Annotated in this window: 27 protein-coding genes; 12 read left to right on the top strand and 15 right to left on the bottom strand. The window is 63.7% G+C overall.

Features of this window, described 5'->3' with window-relative positions; genetic code table 11:
- Positions 1-100 precede the first annotated feature (100 nt).
- Entirely contained in the window at positions 101-769 is a 669-nt protein-coding gene (locus ABNU55_RS04055; RefSeq protein ID WP_290747961.1) for a hypothetical protein, read from the top strand.
- Here ABNU55_RS04055 and pyk read toward each other — a convergent pair.
- Positions 766-2169 (bottom strand): pyruvate kinase, encoded by a 1404-nt coding sequence (gene pyk / locus ABNU55_RS04050; RefSeq protein WP_290747964.1) that lies wholly within the window; start codon positions 2167-2169, stop codon positions 766-768. The two genes, ABNU55_RS04055 and pyk, sit on opposite strands and share 4 nt — an antisense overlap.
- A 134-nt stretch (positions 2170-2303) precedes the next feature.
- On the opposite strand from pyk, the gene ABNU55_RS04045 reads away from it, so the two are divergent.
- Positions 2304-3035 carry a hypothetical protein gene (locus ABNU55_RS04045; protein WP_290747971.1) on the top strand — a complete coding sequence of 244 codons (732 nt, stop codon included), beginning with the start codon at positions 2304-2306 and terminating at the stop codon, positions 3033-3035.
- 74 nt (positions 3036-3109) lie between these two features.
- Here ABNU55_RS04045 and ABNU55_RS04040 read toward each other — a convergent pair whose 3' ends face one another.
- Both ABNU55_RS04040 and ABNU55_RS04035 read right to left on the bottom strand, forming a co-directional pair.
- A complete protein-coding gene (locus ABNU55_RS04040) occupies positions 3110-3673 on the bottom strand; it encodes an HNH endonuclease (protein WP_290747976.1) in 564 nt (187 codons plus the stop codon).
- A gap of 171 nt (positions 3674-3844) precedes the next feature.
- Complete coding sequence (locus ABNU55_RS04035; protein ID WP_290747978.1) at positions 3845-4495, bottom strand: DNA-3-methyladenine glycosylase 2 family protein; 651 nt, start codon at positions 4493-4495, stop codon at positions 3845-3847.
- 127 nt (positions 4496-4622) lie between these two features.
- On the opposite strand from ABNU55_RS04035, the gene ABNU55_RS04030 reads away from it, so the two are divergent.
- Entirely contained in the window at positions 4623-5234 is a 612-nt protein-coding gene (locus ABNU55_RS04030) for an HD domain-containing protein (protein WP_290747980.1), read from the top strand.
- Between the two features lie 79 nt (positions 5235-5313).
- Here ABNU55_RS04030 and ABNU55_RS04025 read toward each other — a convergent pair whose 3' ends face one another.
- Genes ABNU55_RS04025 through ftsE form a run of 3 tightly spaced genes read right to left on the bottom strand, consistent with a single transcriptional unit; the run spans position 5314 to position 7648 of the window.
- Positions 5314-6069 carry a lysophospholipid acyltransferase family protein gene (locus tag ABNU55_RS04025; protein ID WP_290747983.1) on the bottom strand — a complete coding sequence of 252 codons (756 nt, stop codon included), beginning with the start codon at positions 6067-6069 and terminating at the stop codon, positions 5314-5316.
- On the bottom strand, positions 6066-6935 hold the full coding sequence (locus tag ABNU55_RS04020; RefSeq protein WP_290747985.1) for an FtsX-like permease family protein: 870 nt from the start codon (positions 6933-6935) through the stop codon (positions 6066-6068). Before ABNU55_RS04020 ends, ABNU55_RS04025 begins: the two co-directional genes overlap by 4 nt.
- Entirely contained in the window at positions 6935-7648 is a 714-nt protein-coding gene (ftsE, locus tag ABNU55_RS04015) for a cell division ATP-binding protein FtsE (protein WP_290747988.1), read from the bottom strand. Before ftsE ends, ABNU55_RS04020 begins: the two co-directional genes overlap by 1 nt.
- 66 nt (positions 7649-7714) lie before the next feature.
- Here ftsE and ABNU55_RS04010 point away from each other — a divergent pair, with 66 nt between their 5' ends.
- Together ABNU55_RS04010 and ABNU55_RS04005 are read left to right on the top strand one after the other, a co-directional pair.
- On the top strand, positions 7715-8404 hold the full coding sequence (locus tag ABNU55_RS04010) for an MJ0042-type zinc finger domain-containing protein (RefSeq protein ID WP_290747990.1): 690 nt from the start codon (positions 7715-7717) through the stop codon (positions 8402-8404).
- Positions 8401-8934: a phosphoribosyltransferase family protein gene (locus ABNU55_RS04005; RefSeq protein ID WP_290747999.1), complete on the top strand. Its 534-nt coding sequence runs from the start codon at positions 8401-8403 to the stop codon at positions 8932-8934. The genes ABNU55_RS04010 and ABNU55_RS04005 overlap by 4 nt, the downstream gene beginning before the upstream one ends.
- Here the strand turns inward: ABNU55_RS04005 and ABNU55_RS04000 are convergent.
- The 6 genes from ABNU55_RS04000 to ABNU55_RS03975 all read right to left on the bottom strand — a co-directional run bounded on the left by ABNU55_RS04000 (position 8931) and on the right by ABNU55_RS03975 (position 14952).
- Positions 8931-9737 (bottom strand): alpha/beta hydrolase, encoded by an 807-nt coding sequence (locus tag ABNU55_RS04000; protein ID WP_290748001.1) that lies wholly within the window; start codon positions 9735-9737, stop codon positions 8931-8933. The genes ABNU55_RS04005 and ABNU55_RS04000 overlap by 4 nt on opposite strands.
- 1 nt (position 9738) lies before the next feature.
- Complete coding sequence (locus ABNU55_RS03995; protein WP_290748011.1) at positions 9739-10257, bottom strand: RNA pyrophosphohydrolase; 519 nt, start codon at positions 10255-10257, stop codon at positions 9739-9741.
- Positions 10254-11585, bottom strand: a complete 1332-nt coding sequence (locus ABNU55_RS03990; protein ID WP_290748013.1) for a divergent polysaccharide deacetylase family protein — start codon at positions 11583-11585, stop codon at positions 10254-10256. The genes ABNU55_RS03995 and ABNU55_RS03990 overlap by 4 nt, the downstream gene beginning before the upstream one ends.
- A gap of 81 nt (positions 11586-11666) precedes the next feature.
- Positions 11667-12992 carry a S41 family peptidase gene (locus ABNU55_RS03985; protein WP_290748016.1) on the bottom strand — a complete coding sequence of 442 codons (1326 nt, stop codon included), beginning with the start codon at positions 12990-12992 and terminating at the stop codon, positions 11667-11669.
- A 23-nt stretch (positions 12993-13015) separates the two neighbouring features.
- Positions 13016-14239, bottom strand: a complete 1224-nt coding sequence (locus ABNU55_RS03980; RefSeq protein WP_290748021.1) for a peptidoglycan DD-metalloendopeptidase family protein — start codon at positions 14237-14239, stop codon at positions 13016-13018.
- Positions 14240-14349: 110 nt separating this feature from the next.
- Positions 14350-14952 carry a hypothetical protein gene (locus tag ABNU55_RS03975; protein ID WP_290748024.1) on the bottom strand — a complete coding sequence of 201 codons (603 nt, stop codon included), beginning with the start codon at positions 14950-14952 and terminating at the stop codon, positions 14350-14352.
- Between the two features lie 134 nt (positions 14953-15086).
- Here ABNU55_RS03975 and ABNU55_RS03970 point away from each other — a divergent pair, with 134 nt between their 5' ends.
- From ABNU55_RS03970 to ABNU55_RS03955, 4 genes are read left to right on the top strand one after another with little or no spacing between them, the layout of a single operon-like run.
- Positions 15087-16223, top strand: coding sequence for an AGE family epimerase/isomerase (locus tag ABNU55_RS03970; RefSeq protein ID WP_290748027.1), 1137 nt, complete (start codon positions 15087-15089; stop codon positions 16221-16223).
- Between the two features lie 52 nt (positions 16224-16275).
- Complete coding sequence (gpmA, locus tag ABNU55_RS03965; protein ID WP_290748029.1) at positions 16276-16989, top strand: 2,3-diphosphoglycerate-dependent phosphoglycerate mutase; 714 nt, start codon at positions 16276-16278, stop codon at positions 16987-16989.
- An 8-nt stretch (positions 16990-16997) separates the two neighbouring features.
- Complete coding sequence (gene purU / locus ABNU55_RS03960; RefSeq protein ID WP_290748031.1) at positions 16998-17852, top strand: formyltetrahydrofolate deformylase; 855 nt, start codon at positions 16998-17000, stop codon at positions 17850-17852.
- Complete coding sequence (locus ABNU55_RS03955; protein ID WP_290748033.1) at positions 17849-18292, top strand: riboflavin biosynthesis protein RibD; 444 nt, start codon at positions 17849-17851, stop codon at positions 18290-18292. Before purU ends, ABNU55_RS03955 begins: the two co-directional genes overlap by 4 nt.
- On the opposite strand, the gene ABNU55_RS03950 is transcribed toward ABNU55_RS03955, so the two are convergent.
- Genes ABNU55_RS03950 through ABNU55_RS03940 form a run of 3 tightly spaced genes read right to left on the bottom strand, consistent with a single transcriptional unit; the run spans position 18262 to position 19633 of the window.
- Positions 18262-19056, bottom strand: coding sequence for a glycosyltransferase family 2 protein (locus ABNU55_RS03950; protein WP_290748035.1), 795 nt, complete (start codon positions 19054-19056; stop codon positions 18262-18264). The genes ABNU55_RS03955 and ABNU55_RS03950 overlap by 31 nt on opposite strands.
- On the bottom strand, positions 19053-19358 hold the full coding sequence (gene zapA / locus ABNU55_RS03945) for a cell division protein ZapA (RefSeq protein WP_290748037.1): 306 nt from the start codon (positions 19356-19358) through the stop codon (positions 19053-19055). The genes ABNU55_RS03950 and zapA overlap by 4 nt, the downstream gene beginning before the upstream one ends.
- Complete coding sequence (locus tag ABNU55_RS03940; RefSeq protein WP_290748039.1) at positions 19358-19633, bottom strand: DUF4164 family protein; 276 nt, start codon at positions 19631-19633, stop codon at positions 19358-19360. The genes zapA and ABNU55_RS03940 overlap by 1 nt, the downstream gene beginning before the upstream one ends.
- A 99-nt stretch (positions 19634-19732) precedes the next feature.
- Between ABNU55_RS03940 and tkt the strand changes: the two genes are divergently transcribed.
- From tkt to purT, 3 genes are all read left to right on the top strand, one after another.
- Complete coding sequence (gene tkt, locus ABNU55_RS03935) at positions 19733-21703, top strand: transketolase (protein WP_290748042.1); 1971 nt, start codon at positions 19733-19735, stop codon at positions 21701-21703.
- Positions 21704-21783: 80 nt separating this feature from the next.
- Positions 21784-22251, top strand: a complete 468-nt coding sequence (locus ABNU55_RS03930) for an ABA4-like family protein (RefSeq protein ID WP_290748045.1) — start codon at positions 21784-21786, stop codon at positions 22249-22251.
- Positions 22248-23432 (top strand): formate-dependent phosphoribosylglycinamide formyltransferase, encoded by a 1185-nt coding sequence (gene purT, locus ABNU55_RS03925; protein ID WP_290748047.1) that lies wholly within the window; start codon positions 22248-22250, stop codon positions 23430-23432. The genes ABNU55_RS03930 and purT overlap by 4 nt, the downstream gene beginning before the upstream one ends.
- Positions 23433-23556: the final 124 nt, after the last annotated feature.

The following is a 23556-nucleotide window of genomic DNA, read 5'->3' as shown; positions in this document are numbered from 1 at the left end:
GTGCAGTGGTGTGGCGCTGCGGCAGTTCGCTGATGGCGGCGCAGACAACAAGGCAGAATATGCTAGCTTGGCATTCGTGCTCCATTGGCCTTTTTGAAACATGCATACCGCAGACAGGGATCAGATACGCTCGTTTGGTGTCAGTGTGGGGGTCGGCTACGTCCTTCTCTCGGTGGCCTATGCTGGCGTGCTGGCGGTAGGGCTCGGATCCTTGGCGTTCAGGGATGATCCCATCGGCGACCCCTATTTCACTGTGCTGGAAATCCTCATCCTGCTGATGTGTCCCATGCTCGTCGCGTTGTTTGCCGTTATTCACCTGAGGGCACCCAATAGCCGGCGCGGCTTCAGCCTGACCGCGCTTGTCTTTGCGGCGTTGACGGCGGGCCTGACGGCCAGCGTGCATTTTGCCATCCTGACACTCAGTCGCGCGCCCGCCTTCGCGAACATGGCCGGGCACGACCTTGTGTTTTCGTTTCACTGGCCGTCGCTTGTCTATGCGCTCGACATTCTCGCCTGGGATGGCTTCTTCGCCGTGGCTGCACTTTGCGCCGCGCGGGCGGTTCATCCGGGTCCGCTCTCGTCATGCGTCAGCGCACTTTTCCTGGGGAGCGGGGTGCTCGCTCTGGCGGGACTGACGGGAGTCGTTCTGAACGACATGCAGGTCCGCAATATTGGCGTGTTCGGCTATGTGGGTGTCTTTACCGTCGCCGTATTTGTCTACGTCCTGCACCTGCGCCGCAGCCTCGTCGCGGACTGGGAGCAGGCTTAGCCCCGCTTGATGCCCATCTCCCAGGCGGTGTCGTCGCCGCCGCCTTTCCAGGCGGCATAAGCGACGGCGCCGTCGAGACCGGCCGCATCCATCAGGGCGCGGGGCCAGTCGCCCTGCTCGATATGTTCGACATGGATGGGGTGGACGCCCCAGAGAAGCTGGGCGCGGCGCAGGCGCGTATCGTCGGCAGAGCCATAAAGGATGAAATAGCGCCCGCGATGCTTGGCGAACTGGGCGAGGCGCCGGGCCGAGCCGGTGCGCAGGGCAAGCGCCCGTGCCTTGACCGCGAAGGCGAGCGACTGGGCGGCGCGCGCGACAATATCGATGACGCGCTCCTCATTCCGGTCGCCCATGAACTGGCGCAGGGAGTCGCGATAGTCGGGCGCCTCTTCGGTGGCCTTTATGATCCGGTCCATGATGGCGACGGCGGTGGGCGGATGCCGGCCGATGGCGGTTTCAGCCGAGAGCATGACCGCATCAACCCCCTGATAGATGGCTGTGGCGACGTCCCCTGTCTCTGCGCGCGTGGGGGCCGCATTCTCGATCATCGACTCCAGCATCTGCGTTGCGACGATAACGGGGCGCCCCACCTCGCGGGCCTCGCGCACGATCCGCCGCTGGATGATCGGGACCTGTTCCAGCGGAAATTCGACGCCGAGGTCACCGCGCGCGATCATCACGCCGTCCGAGGCGCGGATGATGGCGTCGAGATCTGCGACGGCGCCGGGTTTTTCGATCTTGGCGATGAGCGGCGCGCGGCCATTGATGGCGGACTTGGCCTCACGAATGTCATCGACCGACTGAACGAAGCTCAGCGCGACAAAATCGACGCCAAGTTCCAGCGCGAAGGCGAGGTCGTCGTGGTCTTTTTCCGTCATTGCCTTCAGGGGCAGGGTCTTTCCGCGAACGGTGAAACCCTTGCGGTCTGACAGGGCCGCGTTGAAGGGGGTGGTGACGCGCGGTGTCTCGCCGGCCTCACTGACCGTGAGGCGCACCTTGCCGTCGTCGCAGAGGATCTCGTCGCCCTCTTCGAGGGAGGCGAGGATTTCAGGGTGCGGGACAGGAATGGTGTCGCGGGCGCTGGTGGTCTCCTCGGGGCTCAGCGCATAGGTCTGGCCGCGCTTCAGGTCCAGTGCGCCGTCCGGGAAGGTGCCGACACGGATCTTTGGGCCCTGCAGGTCTGCGAGGATGGAGAGCGGGCGGCCCAGCGTGGCTTCGGCCGAGCGGATCGCCTCGAAGACGGCGGCATGGGTCTCATGCGTGCCATGGCTGAAATTGAGGCGGAAGAGGTCGGCGCCCGCTTCGGCCAGCAAGCGGATGGCGCTGGGGCTCGCGCTCTTCGGTCCGATCGTGGCGAGGATCTTGGCGTTGCGGCCGCGCAGGCGGGAATTGTCGGTCATATGCGAACACTGGACCGGTGCGCTGGGGGCGGCAAGCCGGAGACGGCGTGAACGCGAATTAAGGATGGCGCCAGGAACAGCGCTGCGGCGCGCCCGTTTATCCGGTCCAAGGCAGAATGCTGAAAGGAAACGCTATGAAACGCACCCTTCTGACCGCGAGCGCCGCGCTTGCCCTGATGGCAGCCCCGGCCCTTGCACAGGCCCCGACCGCCGATGTCACCGCAGAGACAGAGGCCGATGTCACGACAAATGTGCCGGATGTCGCCATTGAGGGCGAGACCGGCGCAGAGATGGATGCCGACACCCCCACCGCCTCAACGCCCAGCTGGGACGGTGACGCCGAGCTCGATACGCAGACCAACATCGATGATGGGGTCGACGGCGAGTTCTATGAGAATGACGACGATACCGTCACCGGGTCCGATCTCAATACCAGTACCGGTGTCGAGGTCGATACGCCGGCCGCCGATATCGAGGCTGAGTCCGAGACGGAGCTGGACGTGGAGTCCAAGTCCAACATGAATGAGGAATACGGTCAGGGCGGCACCTATTATGAGAACAAGGAAGCCGCAGAAGCCGACGCCGACCTCTATTCAGACGAGGCCGAGACGCTGAAGGACGAGAAAGACGTCCAGACAGAGCTCGAGACCGAAACGGAAGGCCAGTATGAAGAGGATGGCATGGGCGGTCCTGAGGCCGCAGACCGTGATGATGCGGCCGCGCGCTATGGCGACCTCAACCGCGTCGACAATCCGGATGTCGATGTCAAAGGCCTGACCGAATATGAAGAAGAGCAGATCGAGAAAGCCGGTGAAGACGCCGCGCAGGATATCGACAAGCTCGAAAAGGACAGCACCCAGTACTAGTTCGAAGTGACTGACCAGAAACAAAGCCCCGCGCCATCTGGCTGCGGGGCTTTTTGTTTGGGTGGTAAAAGCGGTCAGGCTTCGAGTTCGACGTCCCAGTAGAGATAGTCCATCCACGTCTCATGGAGGTGGTTGGGCGGGAAGCGCCGGCCGATTTCCTGAAGCTGGTAATTGGTCGGGCGGACCGGCTTTCTATGCGGGACCATCCCCGCATCGGTAGGCATGCGCCCGCCTTTCTTCAGGTTACAGGGCGAGCAGGCCGCGACGATATTGGTCCAGCTGGTGCGCCCGCCGCGCGAGCGGGGGACCACATGGTCGAAGGTCAGCTCTTCATGCGCACCGCAATAGACGCACTGGAAGCCGTCGCGAAGGAAGACGTTGAAACGGGTGAAGGCGGGCGAGCGGTCCTGGCGGACGAATTCGCGCAGCGCGATGACAGAGGGCAGGCGCATCTCAAAACTGGGGCTGCGCACAACGGTGTCATATTCGGCGATGATGTCGACCCGGTCGAGGAAGACGGCTTTCACGACATCCTGCCAGGGCCAGAGCGAGAGCGGATAGTAGGAAAGCGGCCGGAAATCGGCGTTCAATACAAGGGCGGGTCGCCCATTTGGTGGGCTTGTCAGGACTTCAGGCATCGCTGCCTCCAAGCTGTCCCTTTGTAGCGGCTGACGAAAAGTCAGTGAACACGCGCCTCCATCGGTTTGATCGGGATCATTACTGATTCCCTGAGACCACTTTATGACAGTTTCGGCCTTTGACCAGCACCAATGCGCAAATTCCGCCCCTGCTGTAATGATTGCTCCAGATCAGGCGTCCTCGCCGCCGCTCGCGGAATAGGCTTTTGCGCGCTCTGCATTGATCCAGCCCCAGAGAAGATGGGCCGCGACGCCGCGCCAAGGGCGCCATGATTCGGCAAGCTGGGTGAACGCCTTTGGGGCGTAACGGTCCTCATGCCCGCTCAGCAGGCGGTAGGCTTCCATGAGGCCGACATCGGCTATGGGGAACGCATCCAGCCGCCCGCAGGAGAGAAGGAAGAGATCGGCCGTCCATGGGCCGATGCCCTTTACGGCCAGAAGCTCTGCGCGCGCGGCGTCCATCTCCCCATGATAGACGCGGGTGAGGTCCAGGGCCCCGCTTTCGACGGCCTCGGCAATGGATTTGAGGTGGCGTATCTTTGGCCGCGAGAGGCCGCATGCGCGAAGCTCATCCTCGCTGGCGGCAAGCATCGCGGCGGGCGTGACCTCGCCCAGCGCAGCTTCGACGCGGGCCCAGATGGAGGCAGCGGCCTTGGTCGTGATCTGCTGAAAGGCGATCATCCGGGCAATCGTGCGATAGAGGGGCGGGCTATAGCGCCAGTCCGGCAGGCCAATGACGGCAAAGGCGGCCTGAAAGGCCGGGTCACGGGCCATGAGCTCGTCGCAGGCCTGTCTGAGCGTCGCGTCGTCTGGTGTTGTCATCTGTGGCCCGTCTTCCGTCTTGCCGGGCCACCCTAGCGCAAGGGATGGCGCACCGCGAGGGAGAGGCTTTGACCATGGTCCAGGCTGCGCCTATCCTGTGCCGCAGATAAAAGACGGGAGAAACGGCATGGCAGACCGACACGGCATGGGCGAGCGCGCCCAGTTTCGCGAGATGATGGAAGGCACGAAGGAAGACTGGGAGATCATCTCCGAGCATTCGCGTATCTTCAACAAGGGCCTTGCCAAGCGGGTGCTGGACCATCTGCGCCTGCTGGATGGTGACTTTGGCGGATTTCCCGTCGACCGTCTGGAGCATTCCCTGCAGACCGCAACGCGTGCCCATCGCGATGGCCGGGATGAGGAATACGTCGTCTGCGCCCTGCTGCATGATATTGGCGACACGCTTGGCAGCATGAACCATCCCGACGTTGCTGCTGCGATCCTGAAACCTTTTGTGTCGGAAGAGAACCTCTGGATGGTCGCCAATCATGGCATCTTCCAGGGCTATTATTTCTTTGAGCATCTGGGACTGGACCGGAATATGCGCGACCAGTTCAGGGACCATCCGCACTTCCAGCGCTGCGCCGAGTTCTGCCATAAATACGATCAGGCCGCGTTCGACCCCGACTATAAGAGCGAACCGCTCGAATTCTTTGAGCCGATGGTGGCGCGGGTGTTCTCAAAGCCGAAGAATTCGATCTATCTGCGCAGGAAGGAAGGCGCTGAAAGCGCCGCCTGAACCCTTGAGCCCTCAAGTCTGGCAAGATGCTGGGTCCCGGACATTTGCGGCGCAAATTCCGGGATGACGATTTACCGGATCAGGTCAGTTTGAGTGTTTCGCGTGTGCGGTTCTGGGCGGCGAGGCCTTCGTCGAGCAGCTTCTCGGAAGCCGCTTCCAGTTCGTCCTTCATGCGGGCAAACATCTGTTTGCGGTCGAGACCGGCAGGGATGGGCGGCAGAACCTCATAAACGACAAGGCCCGGACGCCGGGTCATACCGCGCGGTTTCCAGCAGAGGCCGGAATTGGTCGCGAGCGGAATGACCGGCACATCGAGCTGGCTGTAGAGGGCGGTAATCCCGGCCGATTTATAGTCGAGCGTGGCACCCGCAGGCTGTCGTGTCCCTTCGGGATAGATGAGGATCTGGCGGCCCTGCTCGCTGCGGGTCTTGGCATCGCGCAGCATCTTTTTCAGCGTCTTCGATGTGCCGCCCCGGTCGATAGGGATCATCTTCGTCTTCAGCGCATACCAGCCGAGTGCCGGATACCAGAGAAGTTCTTTCTTGAGGATGATGGCTGGGTCGGAAAACAGGATGAAGGGGATGAAGACGTCCAGCATGGCCTGGTGCTTGCCGGCGATGAGGGCGGCGCCTGGCTGGATGTTCTCACGCCCGCGAAGCTCTACACGCACCCCGCAAAGCAGGCGCAGGCCGACGCGGATATACTGCGCGTAGAGGCCGATGGCGCCGATGGCGAACTTGCGGGGTAAAAGCAGGGTGGGCAGGCAGGCAATGCCGATCACCGCCATCCCGCCATAGAGCCAGATCACGAAGAGAAAGGAGCGGATCGTATTCAAAGCGAACTCCTCAGAGAGCGGCCAACCGTGATGCGCGCGGCGATACGGGCCGCCAGCGCGCCGGCCACCGGTGCGACGGCAAGGATGATGAGGTCCCCGGCATCAAGCGAGAGCTTGGGCAGAAGCTCACTCGGTGCGCTGGAGCTCTGCGCCGAAAAGACGATCATGGCGGTGACCGCAAGTGCTGCGACGGAGCCCGCCGCGCCCGCTTTCAGGCCGAGCAGCCAGAAGCGGCGCTCAAACAGGCGGGCAATGAAGCGGTCCTCGGCCCCGGCAAGGTGAAGGACATCGACAATGTCCTTGCGGGCCAGAAGCGCGGCATGGGTCGCAAAGGCGATCACGGATATGGCCGTCATGGTGAGCAGGAGGACCATGCCGATGGCGGCGGCGCGCAGCGTGGCGAGCGCCTTGCGGACCTCGGCGGCATAGGCCGAATGGGCCTCGGCATGCCCGGTAATGCCTTCAGCGGAAAGCTGGTCATTAATCGCAGCCGCTAGTGTTAGGGCGTCGCCGGAGGCATCGACAGCGATGAGAAGCGGCAGCGGAATGCCATCCGGAATGCCGCCCGGCCCGAAACTGGGCGCAAGAAGCTCGTTCAGCTCTTCCTCGGTGAGGACATGGGCCGCATCGACGCCGGGCATGCCGGCGATCAGGGTTGCAGCCTCTTCGGCGCCGCGCCGGTCGGTATCGCTGATCCGGACCGTCATCTCGCCTTCGACCTGTGCGGTCCACGCCTTGGCGGCGGTATAGGTGCCGCGGGCCGTCAGTGTCGCCAGGACGGCGAGGAAGCAGAGCGCGGCCACGACGAAGAAGAGCGCGGCTTCACGCGCATCGCTGGCGGGCAGGAGGGGGTTCATCTTCTGCATCAGGCCTGCTCATAGGCGGAGTCTGCGAAGAGCAGCCCGTCCTGCAGTTTGAGCACGGGGGAGTTGAACTCCCGGATGAGGTGCATGTCGTGGGTCGCGATGATCACGGTGGTGTTGAGGCGGCGGTTAAGCTCTATGAACAGACGGAAGATACGCCGTGCCATGTCCGGATCGACGTTGCCGGTCGGTTCGTCGGCAATGAGAAGATCCGGCTTGTTGATCAGGGCGCGGGCGATGGCGAGGCGTTGCTGTTCGCCGCCCGACAGCGCCTGCGGGAAGGCATTGATGCGTGCGCCAAGGCCGACCCAGCGGATGAGATCGACAACCTCGTCTGTGTATTGTTCCGGCTTCTCGCCGCTGACGCGCAGGGGCAGGGCGACATTCTCAAAGGCGGTGAGGTGTTCGAGCAGGCGGAAGTCCTGAAAGACCACGCCGATGCGGCGGCGCAGGGCCGAGAGCTGTTTGCGTGAGAGGTCTGCGGTGCGCTGGCCGAACAGGCGGACCTCTCCCTCGCTGGGCGCGTGCGCGAGGTAGAGAAGCTTCAGGAGCGAGGATTTACCGGCCCCGGACGGGCCGGTGAGAAAGGTAAAGGTCCCCGGCTTCAGGCGGATATCCAGATCGCTGAGGATGGTGTCGGCGGTATCATAGCGCAGGCTGACGCCGTTCAGTTCAACGGCGGGTTCACCGGACAGAGGGGGTCCTTCTTCTGTCATCAGCTCCCTTTCGAATCCGCAGCGCTCCAATCGACTATTCCAGAGAATTGGGCGAAACTCCAAGCCATGATTCTCACCTGTCCGAATTGCGAGACCCAGTATTTCGCACAAGACTCAACGATCGGTGAGGCCGGGCGGACGGTGAAGTGCGCCGCGTGCGGACATTCCTGGTTTGTCGGTGAGGGCGAGCAGGCGGCTGCTTCCGGCACGCGCACAGGCGGGGCACATGAAGCCTATCGCAGCCGGGTGAGAGAGCGGCGCAAGCGGGCAAGCCGCCGGGCGGCTATTGCGGTGTGGGCGGTGAGTTTCCTTGTTCTGACTGGCCTTGCGGGGGCGGCGGTGCTGATGCGCAACCAGGTGGTCCAGACCTGGCCGCAATCGGCCTCGGCCTTCAGCGCGCTGGGCCTCAAGGTCAACCGGTTCGGGATGGAATTTGTCGATGAAAATGCAGAGCGCTTTCTTGAGGGGACGACGCCTGTGCTTGAGATCACCGGAGCGGTGCGGAACTTTACCCGTCAGACGCGTGAGGCGCCGCTGATCGAGGTGCGGCTGCTGGACGATGCGGGCGTGCAGATCGGCGCCTATTATGCCGAGGTCGACCCCGGTGAAATCGCGGCAGGCGGGCTCGGCCGGTTCGTCAAGCGCGTCGAGAACCCGCCGTTTGAGGCATTCCAGCTGGAGCTTGCCCTTGCCGCCGAGGGGGAGACCCGGCCAGAAGAAGCGCAGGCCCTGGCTGAGACGGATGAGACATCTTGAGTAACGAGACACCTGACATCGATATTGTGCTGGACGAACAGGACCTGATGGCACGGGTCGACAAGCTGGCCGAAGTGCTGGCGCCGCGTCTTGAGGGTGAATGGTCCGCGATCAATATCCTGATCGGGGCGACGCCCTTTACCAGCGACCTCATGAAGGCGCTGGCGCGGCGCGGGATACATCCCGTGCTCGATGCGCTGTGGCTGGAAAGCTACCGCGACGAGCGCGAGAGCTCTGGCCGGGTGAATGTGCGCGCCGACATCACGCGGCCCGTTGAGGGGCGCGGTGTCCTGCTGATCGATGATGTGTTCGATACCGGCCGCACGCTGGCCTTTGCGCGCAAGCATTTCCTGACCAAGGGCGCGCGTGAAGTCATCACCGTTGCGCTGGCGCGCAAACCGTCAGCGCCGGGCGGGGCCGACGATGTCGATTATCACGCCTTCGACGCGCCCGAGCGGTTTCTCGTCGGCTATGGCATGGACGACAAGGGCAAGTATCGCGGCCTGCCCTATATCGGTGCGCTGGATTAGGCGGCGGGGGCCGGTTGCGGCGCGGTGTCCGTGGCAAGTTTCCGGTCCAGCCAGGCGAGGATGTCGGCCGCAACCCTTTCGGTGCCCGGCTCATCCAGGATCCAGTGCGCGTGCTGGGGGTATTCGATATAATCGCCCGGCACGGCCGCGCCCTGATACTTCTGACCGACGCGGCGCACCGCCTTGACCGGGGTCGCCCGGTCCTTGCCGGCCCCGATGGTCAGCGTCGGGACGGCGACGGTCTTTTCATCAATGGGCGCGGGTTCTGCGAGGTCGCGGTAGACCTTGCCGGAATCGAAGCGGGCCTTGGCATAGATCTCGTCATGGCGGGCTTTGGGTACCTCGTTCAGCACGCCCCATCTGAAGCCGAACCTGCCCACCTTGTGGCTGTTCTCCGGCACTTTCTTGCGGCCGGATTTCAGGATGCTCCAGAAGGTGATCATCAGGCGCAGGTCCTGGACCTGACAGTCCGGCGTCTGGGCGGGCGTCAGGAAGATGGCGGCGGCGGCGTCGCCCCGCGCAGCGAGGTGCTGGGTGATGAGGCCGCCCATGGAATGGCCCATGATAACGGGCTTCTGGCCGGTTTCGCTTTCCAGCTCGCGCGCCTTGGCGGACATGGCGTCGATATAGTCTGAAAGGGTAAGGTCCTTCAGCGTCTCAGGCGGATTGTCGATGGTGCGCTGGTCGCCATAGAGGGTGGGGGTCTCGACGCGCCAGCCAGCGGCCTCGAAGTCGCGGCGCATCCGGTCCCATGCGTCGCCGCCACAGCCCACACCGTGGATCATCAATATTGTCCGGCTCATATCACTCCCCCTTGTCAGCCCTCATGGCATAATTGTCTCCCGCCCAGGGCCGGAAGCGCTCTGCGACGGCCTGATAGACCGGGCGCTTGAACGGCACGATGGCGCCGGGGGCCTCACTGAGACGGGCCCAGCGCCAGGCGTCGAATTCCGGTGTGTGGCGGTCGAGGCGGATGTCGCTGTCCGAGCCCTTGAAGCGCAGCGCGAACCATTTCTGGCGCTGGCCGATAAAGGGGCCCGGCATGCGCCGGCGCACTTCCGTGGGAAATTCATAGTGGAGCCAGTCGGAGGTCTCCTCCAGCACATCAACCAGCTTGGCCGAAACGCCAACTTCTTCCTCAAGCTCTCTCAGCGCGGCCTCGTGCGGGCTTTCGCCTTCATCGATTCCACCCTGTGGCATCTGCCACTGGAAGGCGCCGCGGCCATTTATGCGGCGGCCAAGAAAAATGTAGCCGCTGCCCGAGAACAGGGCGAGGCCGACATTGGGGCGATAGAGTTTTGGATCAGGGGTCTGCGGTTTCACCCGGCCTTGTCTAATGCCTCTTGGGGCGCTTGCCCACCCGCTTGCGTGGCCGTGTCCGCAGTTTCAGCCGCAAGAGGCGCCGCCCGCGTCACTGCAGAGACCGGGGCGAGCGCCAGGCCCTTGGAGGCGAGGCCGTCTGTCCAGTCCTTCAGGATGTCGATGGTGACGGGATAGGCGAAGCCGGAGCCGACGGAGGTGCCGTTTTCCAGCGCGAGCGTTTCAAGCTCCAGCAGCTTGGCCTGAATGTCGCTGCCGTCCGGCTTGGTATCGATGGGCGTGTCTGCCTGTCTGTAGCGAAGGCCGGCGGCGCCTGCAGCGCCTGAAAAAGCAGAACGTGACAGGCTGCCATCCTCGACAAAGGCGAGACCGCGCCCGGCGACAAGCGATGTGAGGGCGGCGCTGGCGGCTTCGTCGCGCGCGAGGCGGCCGCCCTGATAATTGGTGATGCCGAAATAGCCCGAGGCGCTGGCCAGGATGCCGTTCAGACCCGCTTCCATGCGGGCAGCGTCCATGCTGGCTGAAAGTGTCTGCGGATGGGGCCGTTCGGTGCCGGTTTCGTAGGCTTCCATCGGCACTTCGAGGAGAACTTCATGACCTGCGGCCCGGGCGCGGTCGATCCAGCCCTGGAGGTCGCGCGTGGTGGGCGCGAAGGAGAGCGTGACCTCGGCGGGAAGTTCATCGATGGCCGAGCGGGTATGGGTGTGGTTGATGCCGAGACCGCCAAGGACGATGGAGACGGTGGGGCGGCCTTCGGGATTGGAGAAGGGGCGGCCATAGACCCCGGCAGGCGTGCGCCCGTCTGCGGCTGTTTTCGGCAGGCGGCCATCCGGCGTGATCTCGCTGACCGCGTCAACCGGCGCAGGGGGCAGAGCTTTGGCGGTGCGCCGCTCCTGCCAGGACTGACCCGTCGAGACGCTGATACCATTTATGCGGACGGCTGGCTCATCGCTTGCCGGGGCCGAGGCCCGAAGGACCCGCGAGACACCATTGGTGTATTCGACGCCAAGGTCAGGCGCGGGGGCGGTCGCATCGGTATAGAAGGGCGGCGGCGTGTCCTCTTCCGCCACAGGCGGGGGCGCGCGCCGGGCGACAGGCGCTTCGGCGGTAGCAAGGCGTGCTTTCAGTGCCGGTGCTGGAGAAGCCGCCTCGGGGAGGTCGGCTTCGAAAAGCGCGATCTGGCGCACGGGGGTTGCTGAAGCATCGTCGCCCCAGACATGGATCGCGCCAATTGCCGCGAGCACCAGCCCGGCCAGAAGCGAGACGCTGAGACCGCCATGCAGGGCCGCGCTGCGCAGCGGGGAAGGGTCGCGGGTCACCCGTTGGGGCATGAGGCGTGTCTCCGGTCGTCTGCCAGTGTCCAGTTTCAACCAGAGACTGGCAGCGACCCGTTAAGACAACGCAAATATCGGTTAACCCGCCTGCTGTGTTTCCGCCGCGCTCATCTGGCCACCGCGCAGCACCTCAACCGCCCGGTCGAGCTGATAGTCGTCGCCTTCATAGTCTTCCGGCGGCTGCTCATCCGGCAGGTGCGGGATTTCACGCTCAACGCCGTCCTCATTGGTAAGGGCGTTGGGCAGGTCGGCTTCGGAGAAGCGGCGGATACGCTCCAGCTCTTCTTCGCTGACACGGGTCTGGGCGACTTCCATGTCCGGAACGATGCCGGTCGCCTGGATCGAGCGGCCCGACGGGGTGTAATAACGCGATGTGGTCAGGCGGATCGCGCCCCGGTCGGTGCCAAGCGGGATAACGGTCTGGACCGAGCCCTTGCCGAAGCTGGTCGTGCCGAGCACCGTGGCGCGGCCACGGTCCTGCAGGGCGCCGGCGACGATTTCCGAGGCCGAGGCGGTGCCATTATTGATCAGCACAAGGATGGGCACATTCTGGAAGACCTCACCGGAGCGGGCATTGTAGCGGGCAATATCGCTTGGCCGGCGGCCGATCGTGGAAACGACCTCACCGCCGGAGAGGAACTTGTCCGTGACGGAGATCGCCTGGTCGAGCAGGCCGCCGCCATTGTTGCGCAGGTCGAGGACGATGCCATCGGGGCGCCCGTCAATCGCCTGAGAGCCTTCTTCGATGGCGTCTTCAAGCAGATCGGTCGTGCGCTCATTGAAGGTCGAGATCCGCAGATAGAGGATATCGTCGTCAATAGTCTTCCAGTTGACCGATTTCGGCCGGATGACTTCACGCTCCATGGTGACGTCGAACGGGTCTTCGCCGTCGCGCATCACCGTGACGATGATCTCAGAGCCGGGCGGGCCGCGCATGTCCTCGACGGCGTCGTCGATATTGAGGCCAACGATCGGCTTGCCATTGATGGCGGTGAGCAGATCGCCGCTCTTCAGGCCCGCGCGGCTGGCCGGGGTGTCGTCCATTGGGGTGATGACTTTCACGAAGCCTTCTTCCATCTGCACTTCGATGCCGAGGCCGCCATACTGGCCGGAGGTCTGCACCTGCATGGACTGGAAGTCTTCGGCCGAGAGATAGGAAGAGTGGGGGTCAAGCGAGCCGAGCATGCCGTTAATGGCCGCTTCCATGGCTTTGGCTTCGTCGATTTCGGTGACGTAGTCGGCGCGGGCGCGGGCGAGAACTTCTGCAAACAGGTCGAGCTGGCGATAGGTCTCGGCGCGGCTGTCGGATGCAGTTGTGCTTTCGGGCCAGGCCACAGCGGACACGCCAACCGCGACTCCGCCCATCACGACACCGATTGCAGCCCCCGTAAGCATTGCTCTCATGGTCATCATTCTCCTGTGGCGGCTTATCCGCCTTGCATCCAGCGGGCCGGATTCATCGGCACACCTTCCCGCCTGACTTCAAGATAGAGTTCAGGCGGCGGGTTTTCACGTCCCGACATGCGTCCCACCGGTTCGCCGGCGCGGACAGTCTGTCCGGGGGTGCCGTAAATACGGTCCATACCGCTTAGCAGGATATGGTATCCATCACTTGTCGAAATGATCAAGAGCTGACCGTAGCTTCGGAAGGCTTCGGCATATTCGATTGTGCCGTCCACGGGCGCGACAATGTCGGCGTTCGAGCGTGGCTGGATGTAGAGACCCTTCGCCGTTTCGCCCCCCGGCAAGTCATCGCCCCAGCTGCGGGAGACGAGCCCGGAGACAGGCTGCATCAGCCCGCCCAGTGCCTCGCGGCCCAGCGGACGCAGATTGGAAATGGCGGCGCGTGATGGGTTGGACGGGGCGTCCGTAATGGCGTTCGAGGTGCGCGCGGCGGCGACCTGGATCTGGGCGCGCGGCTTGATGGCCGGCGCACGCGGCGCCGAGGATTCCAGGGCGGTGAGCAGGTCGCGCAGGGTTTCTGCCTCGCCGGCGATCTTGCGCACGCGGGCCCGCAGGGCTTCAGCCTCTCCCGAGACGCTTTCATACTGAGCGCGCTTGGCGGCGACGAGGGTCTCGATCTCGGCCTGCTTGGCTTCCAGGCGTTCCTCGGCCTCTGCGAGGCGGGCCTGTTCCTCGCGCACCGATTGTTCAAGCGCCTGCAACTGGCTGATCTCTTCGGTGAGCTGTTCGGTGCGGGCATTGATCTCTGGCGCCACGCCGCTCATCACGATGGCGGCCCGGATGGCGGCATTGGCTTCCTTGGGAGATGCGACCAGAGCGGGCGGGCGGTGACGGCCGGAGACCGCAAGGTTGGCCATGATGTCTTCAAGGTTTTCATTGCCCTCGATCAGCGCTTCGCGGGCAGAGGTGCGGCGTGTCTCCAGGTCGATGAGTTTCAGCTCCGAAGCGGCTGCCTTCTCCTCGCGTCTGCGGCTCTCGAGTGCGGCGGAGATGAGCTGGCGCTCAAGTTCGGTGACATCGCGCCCGCTGGTGGCTTCGGCATTTTCGAGCGCTTCCAGCTGGCGCACGGCGGCCTGGCGCTGGGCTTCGAGGGCGGCCAGTTCCTCGCGCGAATATTCGCGCGGCGCTGCGGCGGCGAGACAGCCTGCGAGCGGGAGGACAAGGAGACGGTGAAGAGGTATGCGCATGACAGACCGGTCATGGCATGAGGCGGGTGACTGTATCCTTAACAGACGTCCACCTTGTGGTAAGGATTGCAGCCAATTTTCAGGACTTAGGGTCCGGCCGAGTTCGCCTGTCAGCCGCCGGCGCCCTGCGGCGGTCCGAGCGGTTCGAAGGTCACCGAGGAAATGAGGAGGGCGCGCTGTTTCTCCGGGACCACTGGCCGGATGGCGAGATAGTCATAACGGGCTTCGTCATCGGCGCGGGGCGGCAGTGTATAGGTGAAGCTGGTGTCCTCGAACTGGCGCGTCACCGGCAGGATCTGCCAGCCGGATTCGTCGTCATTGTTGACAACATAGTTAACCCGCATCTCCTCTGCGCCATATTCCTCTGCGGCGCGCACGCGGATCGTGACCTTCAGCTCGCGACCGGCAAAGACGGTTTCAAGGTCGCGGTCCAGCACGAAATGAGGGCCTTGTAGCGGGGCTTCGCTGAGCACGTCATGGGTGACTGCGACACGAAGCACGGTCTGGCCGTCGATACGTTCGAGCGAGATGTCTGCATCGCCGCCCGCCACGAAGCGGTTGAGCTGGTCGCCGCTGACCGTGATGCGCTGATAGTCGGTATTGCCGCCGCTGACCGGTCCTGTCGGCAGCGCACCCAGACCGGGCAGGAGGGCGATGGCAACCAGAAGCACGGCTGCGGCGAGGGCGCTGGGGAAGAAAACGCGATCTGTCATGACGTTGGTGGCAGGCCCTGGAAGCGTGGACGCGAAAAATGTGGTCTCTGGAAGCTGGAAAACACGTTGGGCAGTTGATAGCAAGCTGGCAGCCGACAGCTCTTGGCGAAGGCGCGTTCTGCACGGAGGGTGACATGACATCGACAGCCCTTGCCCGGCGGGCGCGCGAGGCCCGCGAATGGATGCTGGATCAGTGTTTCGACCTGTGGAGCCGCGAGGGTGTGCAGGGGGGCAATCTGTTCCGCGAAGCGCTGGACATCACCCACCGGCCGATTGACAGCGACACGGTCCGCGCCCGCGTCCAGGCGCGCCAGACCTATGTGTTCACGCAGGCAAAGCGTCTTGGCTGGGAGGCTGACCGGGCCGACCGGCTGATCAATTATGGCGTTGAGGCGCTGGCCAAGTCGGCCCGCCGGCCGGACGGGTTGACGGGGCGGCGGATTTCGCCGGACGGAAGCGGGCTGAGCGAGGACACGGCCGACCTTTATGATATCGCCTTCGCGCTCTTCGCGCTCGCCCATGCCGCGCAGGCTGGCCATGAGACGGCCGGCGCCTATGCACGCCAGCTGGCCGCAGACCTCGATGCGAAGATGGAAGACGTACGGGGCGGCGGGTTCTTCGAGACGCTGCCGCACGGCGACAAGCGCCTGCAGAACCCGCATATGCATCTTCTGGAAGCAAGTCTGGCCCTCTACGCCATTGAGGAAAAGCGCGATCATCTGGACCGGGCCCGCGCGCTGGTGAAACTGTTCGACGAGAAGATGCTCGACCAGACCAGCGGCACGATCGCAGAGACGTTTCAGGCGGGCTGGGCGCCGGAGACGTCGAAGGCGGGGCTCTATGTCGAGCCCGGCCATCAGTTCGAATGGGTGTGGCTGCTGAAATCCTATGCCGATGTGTCGGGCCGCGACCTTAACCCCGCAATTGGCCGGCTCTATGATTTCGGGCTTCGCACGCTGGACGCAGAGGGGCGTGTCTTTGCCAAGGCCACGCGCGAGGGTGAGATTGTCGACGGCTCCCGGCGGCTCTGGATGCAGACAGAGGCGCTCAAGGCCCACCTCGCGATGCTGGAGCTGGACGCCGACGAGCATTGCGACGCGCGCGCCGTCGAGTGTTTCGATGTGCTGATGGATGAGTATCTCACCCCCGAAGGCGGATGGATCGATGCCTACCATGCCGACGGGCAGGTGGCGGCTGACACGATGCCCGCTTCAAGCGGCTATCACGTCGTGCTGGCGTTTTGCGAGCTGTTGCGCGTAACCGGCGTCTGAGCTTAAACCTCCCCGTGACACCTACACACCGCTTGCAACAGGAATGCCGCACATGCCCAAACTCGCCCTTATCCGGCACGGACAGAGCCAGTGGAATCTCGAGAACCGGTTTACCGGATGGTGGGACGCGGACCTGACCGCCAAGGGCGAGGCTGAGGCGAAGCAGGCCGGCGAGCTGCTGAAGGATGTCGGTTTCGAGCCGCAGCAGGCCTTTACCAGCATGCAGACCCGCGCCATCCGCACGCTGTGGATCGCATTGACCGAGATGGATCGTGTCTGGCTGCCGGTGGAAAAGAGCTGGCGGCTCAATGAGCGCCACTATGGCGGCCTGACCGGCCTCGACAAGAAAGAGACTGCCGAGAAGCATGGCGAAGACCAGGTCCATATCTGGCGCCGTTCCTATGACACGCCGCCGCCGCCCATGGAGGCTGGCAGCAAGTACGACATGTCGAAAGATCCGCGCTATGCCGGTATCGACATTCCGGCGACGGAAAGCCTTAAACTGACCCTGGAGCGGGTGCTGCCCTATTGGCACGAGACGATTGCCGCGCGCCTTCGCCATGGCGCCGACATCGTCATCGCCGCGCATGGCAATTCCCTGCGTGCCTTGGTGAAACACCTCTTCCAGGTCGAGGACGACAAGATCACCGGTGTGGAGATCCCGACGGGCAATCCGCTCCTGATCGAGCTTGGCGACGGGCTGAAGCCGACATCGGCGAAATATCTCGACGGCGCACGGGCCACCGATCTGCCGGCCCTGCCTTAGGCCGTAAAATGCCTCAGCAGCGTTATATCCTGCGGGCCGCCGCGCCCGACGCAATCGGCATTCTGGCCGATATTGCGGGCTTCCTCGCGGCGGCGGGTCTGAACGTCGTGGAGAGCCAGGACTTTGGCGACAGCGAAACGCGGCGTTTTTTCGTCTGGGTCGAGTTTGAGACGCCGGACGATTTTTCCCGGGAAGGATTCGAGGCTGGGTTCGGAACGCTGGCGCAGAAACGTCAGATCGACTGGACACTGCGCCGGAAGGCAGACCAGCCGCGTGCGCTGATCATGGTGTCGAAAGGCGATCATTGCCTGAACGACCTGCTCTACCGTCACAGACGCGGCCAGCTTGGCGCCGAGGTGAGCGCTGTCGTTTCAAACCATGAGGATGCGCGCTGGCTGGCCGAGCGCCATGAGCTTGATTTCCATCATGTGCCCGTCACCCCGGAGACAAAGCAGGAGGCCGAGGCGCGCCTTCTGGGCCTTGTCGAGGCAACGCAGAGCGATTTCGTTGTGCTTGCCCGCTATATGCAGGTCCTGTCCGATGATCTGTCACGCGCGCTGGAAGGGCGGTGTATCAATATCCATCACTCCTTCCTGCCGAGCTTCAAGGGCGCGCGGCCCTATCATCAGGCCCACCGGCGCGGGGTGAAGCTGATCGGCGCGTCGGCGCACTATGTCACCGCCGATCTCGATGAGGGGCCGATCATTGCGCAGGATGTCTCCCCGGTCGATCACCGTATGACGCCGCAGCGCATGGCGGAAATCGGCCGCGACATTGAAGCGCGTGTCCTCTCGCGCGCGGTTACGGCACATGCAGAAGGGCGGGTTTTCCTGAACGGACTGCGGACGGTGGTATTCGAATGAGCGCTGAGCACACAAGTTTCATGCGCCGGGCGATTGAACTTGCCCGGGCCCAGCATGGTCGGACCGGGGCGAACCCGGCTGTGGGCTGCGTGCTCGTCTCTGCGGCCGGCAAACGCCTGTCAGAGGGCGCGACCGGCGATGGCGGGCGTCCGCATGCCGAGCAGCTGGCGCTTACCGCGATCGAAGGAAAGCTGCCGCCTGGCACGACTGCCTATGTCACGCTGGAGCCCTGCCTTGAGCGGTCGACGGGGGAAGCGGCCTGTTCTTCCCGTCTGATCGATGCGGGCATCAGCAAGGTGTTCATCGCGGTCATGGACCGTCACCCCAAGGGGGCGGGCGGCAAGGCGGCCATAGAGGCCGCGGGAATTGAGGTCGAGACAGGCTTTCTCGAAGAGGACGCCGCAGGCCTCTATGAGGACTTCTTCGCCTCGCTCGGCTGAGCTTCTTTCATGTAGAAGGGCGCGCGCGGGTCATTCCATTCGGCAGCGATGCCGGGCTGGCCGCGGCGCACCAGCCAGAACATGCCGACCAGGTCGCCGGTCCCGGCCCCGAGACGTCCTAGAAAGCCGTATTTCGAGCTGCCATGCCAGCGGCGCCGGTCATTCACCCGCTCTTCGCGCACCTCCCATCCGGCCCGTTTCATGAGGGCGGGAAGAAAGCGGTGCATCGAGGCGAAATAGGGAAGTTCGCGGAAGGCATCGGTCCGCATCAGCTTCCAGCCGCAGCCTGTATCGGTGGCGTCATCGCGCAGCATGAAGCGCCGAACGCCATTGGCGACACGCGACTGCAGCCATTTGAAGCCGCTATCATTGCGGCTGTTGCGCTTGCCCGCGATGAGGCCGAGCCGGCCGGTATGGCCCGGCGCGACAATCTCGGCCCAGAGGCGTTTTGTGTCGGCGATATCGTTCTGGCCGTCGCCGTCCAGAAGCTGGGTCCAGCGTCCGTTCACCTCACGCAGGCCTGTCATGAGCGCTGCGGACTTGCCGGCCCGCACGACATGGGTGCGCACGATAACGCGGTCCGGGTGGGCGGTTCTTGCCTCTTCAAGCTCAGCCGCTGTGGTGTCGGCGGAGCAATCGTTCACGCAGACAATTTCATAGTCGATCCCGGCAAGCGCGCCGTGAATTTCGTCGAGCAGCGGCAGGACATTTCCGGCTTCGTTGTAGAATGGGATGAGAACGCTGAGGTCGCGCGATTGCGTCACTGGCCGGCCTCAATGCGTTCCGCGAGGGCCCGGATCCGTGCGGCAGCATCGCCAATGGCAGCAGCGGCCCTGTCAGCCCCCGCAATGGCGGGCGTGGCCGATTTTGCTTCATCGAGCTCATCAAGCAGCGCGAGCGCGGCGATCAGCAGAAGTTTCTCCTCACCGATATCGCCCACGGCCTCGGCGATCTGGCGCACGCGCACATCGAGATCCTTTGAGAGATCGACCAGACGTGCTTCCTGGCCGGGCGCGCAGGCGACCGAATAGAGCTTGCCCTGTATGGTGATATCGGCCTTGGCCATCAGGCTTCCTTCTCGCGGTTCAGCGCGGCGCGCACTTCTTCGATGGCAGATCCCAGCGCTGCAGACGCCTCATCCGCGAGGGCCTGCAACTGTTTCTCGCGCGCCATGGAGGCGTCGAGATCTTCAGCAAGCCGAGCCCGGTCGGCGACCATGGCGGCGAGTTCCCGGCGTGCAAGGCCGGGGTCGCCTGCGGTCTCGAAAAGCCCCTCAAGTGCATCTTCAAGACGTGAGAGGGCGTCGTCGAGTTCCTGGCTGGCTGATTGAAATTTATCCATCACAATTTCCGATAGCAGGATGCAGCCCTGCGTGCCAAGCTGGTTGACAGCCAAGCCCGGCAACGTCCAAAGCGTTTCGCAAAATCATGAGGGTGTATTATGGCGGTTGAACACAAGGATATGGCCAATGCCATCCGCGCGCTTTCCATGGACGCGGTGGAGCAGGCGAAGTCCGGGCATGTCGGTCTTCCACTGGGCATGGCGGATGTCGCGACCATTTTGTGGACCCGTTACCTGAAACATGATCCGGCCGATCCCTTCTGGCCTGACCGCGACCGCTTCGTCCTGTCGGCGGGCCACGGCTCGATGCTGATCTACTCTCTCCTGCATCTGACGGGCTATGATAGTGTCAGCCGCGACGATATCCGCAATTTCCGCCAGCTGGGCGGCAAGACTCCGGGCCACCCGGAGAATTTCGTGACACGGGGCGTTGAGACGACCACCGGCCCGCTTGGGCAGGGCATTGCGACGGCTGTCGGCATGGCGATTGCCGAACGCCACCTCAATGCGCGCTTTGGCGACGACCTGGTCGACCACAAGACCTGGGTCATCGCGGGCGATGGCTGCCTCATGGAAGGTATCAGCCAGGAAGCGATCACGCTGGCTGGCCATATGAAGCTGAACAAACTGGTCGTCCTGTTCGACGACAATGCCGTGACCATTGATGGCGGGACGGATCTTGCCGATTCGACCGACCAGTGCATGCGGTTCGAGGCGGCCGGCTGGATCACCAGGCGCATCGACGGGCACAATACCGAAGAGATCCATGAGGCCCTCAGCTGGGCGCAGAGCCAGGACAAGCCGGTCATGATCGCCTGCAAGACGATCATCGGCTATGGCGCCCCGACCATTGCCGGTACCGGCAAGGCGCATGGCGGCCCCTATGGCGCGGATGAGATTGCCGGCATCCGCAAGAATATCGGCTGGGATCATGAGCCCTTCATGGTGCCGGACGAGATTGCCGACGCCTGGAAGCGCGAAGGCGCGCATGCCGCGAGCCAGCATGGCGAATGGAAAAAGCGCCGGGACGCCTCCGCCAAAAAGGGTGCGTTCGATGCGGCCATGGCGGGTGAGCTTGGCGATATTGAAGCCATCGTCCGCGCCCACAAACAGGATGTCGTCGACAGCGGCAAGGATGATGCGACCCGCAAATGGTCAGGCGCGGTGCTTGAGAAACTCACCGCCTCCATCCCGGAAATGATTGGCGGCTCGGCTGACCTGTCGGGCTCCAACAATACAAAGGCGAAATGCCAGGAGCCGATGACGCCGGACAATTGGGGCGGGCGCTATATCCATTATGGCGTGCGCGAGCATGGCATGGCAGCCGCGATGAACGGTATGGCCCTGCACAAGGGCATCATCCCTTATTCTGGCACCTTCCTCGTCTTTGCCGACTATTCGCGCGCGGCGATCCGTCTTGGCGCGCTGATGGGTGAACGGGTCATCCATGTGATGACCCATGATTCCATCGGTCTTGGCGAAGACGGCCCGACCCACCAGCCGGTCGAGCATGTCGCCAGCCTGCGGGCCATGCCGAACATGCATGTCTTCCGCCCTGCGGACGGCGTCGAAACGGCCGAATGCTGGGAACTGGCGCTGAAGAAGACAGATGGCCCGTCGACCATGGCGCTTACCCGTCAGACGGTTGGCAGCGTGCGCAAGGCGCATACCGACGAGAACCTGTCGGCCAAGGGCGGCTATGTCCTCTCTTCCGGCGATGGCGAGGAAAAGATTGTCCTCATCGCGACGGGCTCCGAGGTCGATATCGCCGTGCAGGCGCAGGAGATGCTGCGCGAGGCGGGGATCAGCGCGCGCGTGGTGTCCATGCCGTGCATGGAGCTGTTCGCCGAGCAGACACCTGCCTATCAGGAAGAGACGCTGGGCAAGGACCTGCCGCGAGTGGTGGTCGAAGCCGGGGTCCGCTTTGGCTGGGACCGCTGGATCGGCGCGCGCGGCGGCTTTGTCGGCATGGACAGCTTCGGCGCCAGCGCCCCCTATCAGGACCTCTATGAGCGCTTCGGCATCACACCGGAAGCGGTGGCAGAGATGGCAAGGTCGCTCGTTTCCTGAGAGGGTCGCCGTCCGGAATTCGGGTGGAGCAGGGGTCCAAACTGATCTAGGTCTGTGAAAACAGGCTGGGGGAGACGGAGATGGACTGGAACCTGCTTTACATGCTGATCAACGCGCTGGTGATTCCGGCGTGGCTGCTGCTTTTGCTGGCGCCGGGCTGGCGGACAACTGCGATCGCCGTGCATTCGGGCATTTATCCGCTGGCCTATGGTTCGCTTTATACGATCTGCCTGATCGCCTCGATTTTCTTCGGCCAGTCGGCCGAAGGTGTTGGCATGGGGTCGATTGCGGCGGTTTCGGCGCTGTTCGATCATCCAAATGGCGTCATCGTTGGCTGGTCGCACTATCTGGTTTTCGATCTTTTTGTCGGAGCCTGGATCGGGCGCGATTCGCGGCGCCGCGCCATTCCGCACCTCGCGGCCGCGCCCTGTATTCTGGCGAGCTTCCTGTTCGGGCCGGTGGGGCTTCTGGCCTATATGCTGGTGCGGATTTCGCGCGGCGAGGGGATCAGCCTGTTCGAGACTCCAGAGGAGACGCCGCGCCCATGACCTCTATTGGAACACCGCTTTCGCCATCTGCGACCAGGATCATGTTTCTGGGTTCCGGGGAGCTTGGGAAGGAAGTTGTCATCGAGCTGATGCGCCTCGGCGTCGAAGTCGTGGCCTGCGACCGCTATGCCGACGCGCCGGCCATGCAGGTGGCGCATCGCTCAGCGGTGTTCGACATGACCGACCGTACCGCGCTCCGGAAAGTGGTTGAGGACGAGAAGCCGCATTTCATCGTGCCCGAAATCGAGGCGATTGCCACGGACGAACTTGCGAAGATCGAAGCGGAGGGGCTTGCGACCGTTATTCCAACGGCGCGGGCAACGCAGCTCACCATGAACCGCGAAGGCATAAGGCGGCTGGCGGCCGAGGAGCTTGGCCTGCCGACCAGCGCCTATGCCTTTGCCTCTTCGGGCGAGGAGCTGGCAGAGGCGGCAGACAGGATTGGCTATCCGGTCTTTGTGAAGCCGGTCATGTCATCCTCCGGGAAAGGCCAGTCCTTTGTGAAATCGGCAGAGGAGATAGGGGCCGCCTGGGACACCGCGCTCAATGCAGGCCGCAAGCGCGAGACCCGCGTCATCGTCGAAGGGGCGGTGGATTTTGATTTCGAGATTACTTTTCTCACCGTGCGCGCCGTCAATGGTACGCATTTCTGCGCGCCTGTGGGCCACAGGCAGGAGAATGGGGATTATGTCGAGAGCTGGCAGCCCCAGCCGATGAGCGATGCGGCGCTGAAAGCGGCCGAGGACATGGCTCGCAAGGTGACCGATGCGCTGGGCGGGCTCGGCCTTTTCGGGGTGGAGATGTTCGTGAAGGGCGACAAGGTCTGGTTCTCTGAAGTCAGCCCCCGCCCGCATGATACAGGGCTCGTAACGCTCGCCACGCAGGCGCAGAGCGAGTTTGCCCTGCATGCCCGCGCCATTCTGGGCCTGCCGGTGGATACCACGCTCCTCACGCCGGGTGCGAGCGCGGTGATCTATGGCGGGGTGGAGGCTGAAGGTGTGGTCTTCGAGGGTCTGGACGAGGCGCTCAGCGTGCCGGGCAGCGAGCTTCGCCTGTTCGGCAAGCCGGTGAGCTATGAGCGCCGGCGGATGGGGGTGGTTGTGGCGCGGGGAGAGCGAATCGAGACCGCCCGGGAGCGTGCCCGCGAAGCAGCCGCAAAGGTCCGTGTGCGGGCAAAGTGAGCGCGATTTCAGGCGGCGACAGATCAGGTGGGCGAAAATCGCGCCTAATTCTGCACCTGCCCATGCGGCATAAGCGGTTTCCGGGGGCGGTCATGCTGGACGCGAGCGGTCTGGACAGCTAAAC

Origin of the sequence: uncultured Henriciella sp. (assembly GCF_964005855.1) — a bacterium.
Taxonomy (GTDB): Bacteria; Pseudomonadota; Alphaproteobacteria; order Caulobacterales; family Hyphomonadaceae; genus Henriciella.
The sequence above is the reverse complement of the archived record's forward strand: the minus strand, read 5'-3'. Positions and strand labels throughout refer to the sequence as shown.

What these genes read in the sequence shown, in the direction of transcription:
- ABNU55_RS03940 (WP_290748039.1), bottom strand. Translation starts at nt 19,633, where the DNA reads ATGGATAAATTTCAATCAGCCAGCCAGGAACTCGACGACGCCCTCTCA.
- ABNU55_RS04020 (WP_290747985.1), bottom strand. Translation starts at nt 6,935, where the DNA reads ATGCAGAAGATGAACCCCCTCCTGCCCGCCAGCGATGCGCGTGAAGCC.
- purT (WP_290748047.1), top strand. Translation starts at nt 22,248, where the DNA reads ATGACCTCTATTGGAACACCGCTTTCGCCATCTGCGACCAGGATCATG.
- ABNU55_RS04010 (WP_290747990.1), top strand. Translation starts at nt 7,715, where the DNA reads ATGATTCTCACCTGTCCGAATTGCGAGACCCAGTATTTCGCACAAGAC.
- ABNU55_RS04045 (WP_290747971.1), top strand. Translation starts at nt 2,304, where the DNA reads ATGAAACGCACCCTTCTGACCGCGAGCGCCGCGCTTGCCCTGATGGCA.
- ABNU55_RS04030 (WP_290747980.1), top strand. Translation starts at nt 4,623, where the DNA reads ATGGCAGACCGACACGGCATGGGCGAGCGCGCCCAGTTTCGCGAGATG.
- ABNU55_RS03970 (WP_290748027.1), top strand. Translation starts at nt 15,087, where the DNA reads ATGACATCGACAGCCCTTGCCCGGCGGGCGCGCGAGGCCCGCGAATGG.
- ABNU55_RS03990 (WP_290748013.1), bottom strand. Translation starts at nt 11,585, where the DNA reads ATGCCCCAACGGGTGACCCGCGACCCTTCCCCGCTGCGCAGCGCGGCC.
- ftsE (WP_290747988.1), bottom strand. Translation starts at nt 7,648, where the DNA reads ATGACAGAAGAAGGACCCCCTCTGTCCGGTGAACCCGCCGTTGAACTG.
- ABNU55_RS03975 (WP_290748024.1), bottom strand. Translation starts at nt 14,952, where the DNA reads ATGACAGATCGCGTTTTCTTCCCCAGCGCCCTCGCCGCAGCCGTGCTT.
- ABNU55_RS04040 (WP_290747976.1), bottom strand. Translation starts at nt 3,673, where the DNA reads ATGCCTGAAGTCCTGACAAGCCCACCAAATGGGCGACCCGCCCTTGTA.
- tkt (WP_290748042.1), top strand. Translation starts at nt 19,733, where the DNA reads ATGGCGGTTGAACACAAGGATATGGCCAATGCCATCCGCGCGCTTTCC.
- ABNU55_RS04000 (WP_290748001.1), bottom strand. Translation starts at nt 9,737, where the DNA reads ATGAGCCGGACAATATTGATGATCCACGGTGTGGGCTGTGGCGGCGAC.
- purU (WP_290748031.1), top strand. Translation starts at nt 16,998, where the DNA reads ATGCCTCAGCAGCGTTATATCCTGCGGGCCGCCGCGCCCGACGCAATC.
- ABNU55_RS03955 (WP_290748033.1), top strand. Translation starts at nt 17,849, where the DNA reads ATGAGCGCTGAGCACACAAGTTTCATGCGCCGGGCGATTGAACTTGCC.
- ABNU55_RS04035 (WP_290747978.1), bottom strand. Translation starts at nt 4,495, where the DNA reads ATGACAACACCAGACGACGCGACGCTCAGACAGGCCTGCGACGAGCTC.
- gpmA (WP_290748029.1), top strand. Translation starts at nt 16,276, where the DNA reads ATGCCCAAACTCGCCCTTATCCGGCACGGACAGAGCCAGTGGAATCTC.
- ABNU55_RS03985 (WP_290748016.1), bottom strand. Translation starts at nt 12,992, where the DNA reads ATGAGAGCAATGCTTACGGGGGCTGCAATCGGTGTCGTGATGGGCGGA.
- pyk (WP_290747964.1), bottom strand. Translation starts at nt 2,169, where the DNA reads ATGACCGACAATTCCCGCCTGCGCGGCCGCAACGCCAAGATCCTCGCC.
- ABNU55_RS04055 (WP_290747961.1), top strand. Translation starts at nt 101, where the DNA reads ATGCATACCGCAGACAGGGATCAGATACGCTCGTTTGGTGTCAGTGTG.
- ABNU55_RS03980 (WP_290748021.1), bottom strand. Translation starts at nt 14,239, where the DNA reads ATGCGCATACCTCTTCACCGTCTCCTTGTCCTCCCGCTCGCAGGCTGT.
- zapA (WP_290748037.1), bottom strand. Translation starts at nt 19,358, where the DNA reads ATGGCCAAGGCCGATATCACCATACAGGGCAAGCTCTATTCGGTCGCC.
- ABNU55_RS03930 (WP_290748045.1), top strand. Translation starts at nt 21,784, where the DNA reads ATGGACTGGAACCTGCTTTACATGCTGATCAACGCGCTGGTGATTCCG.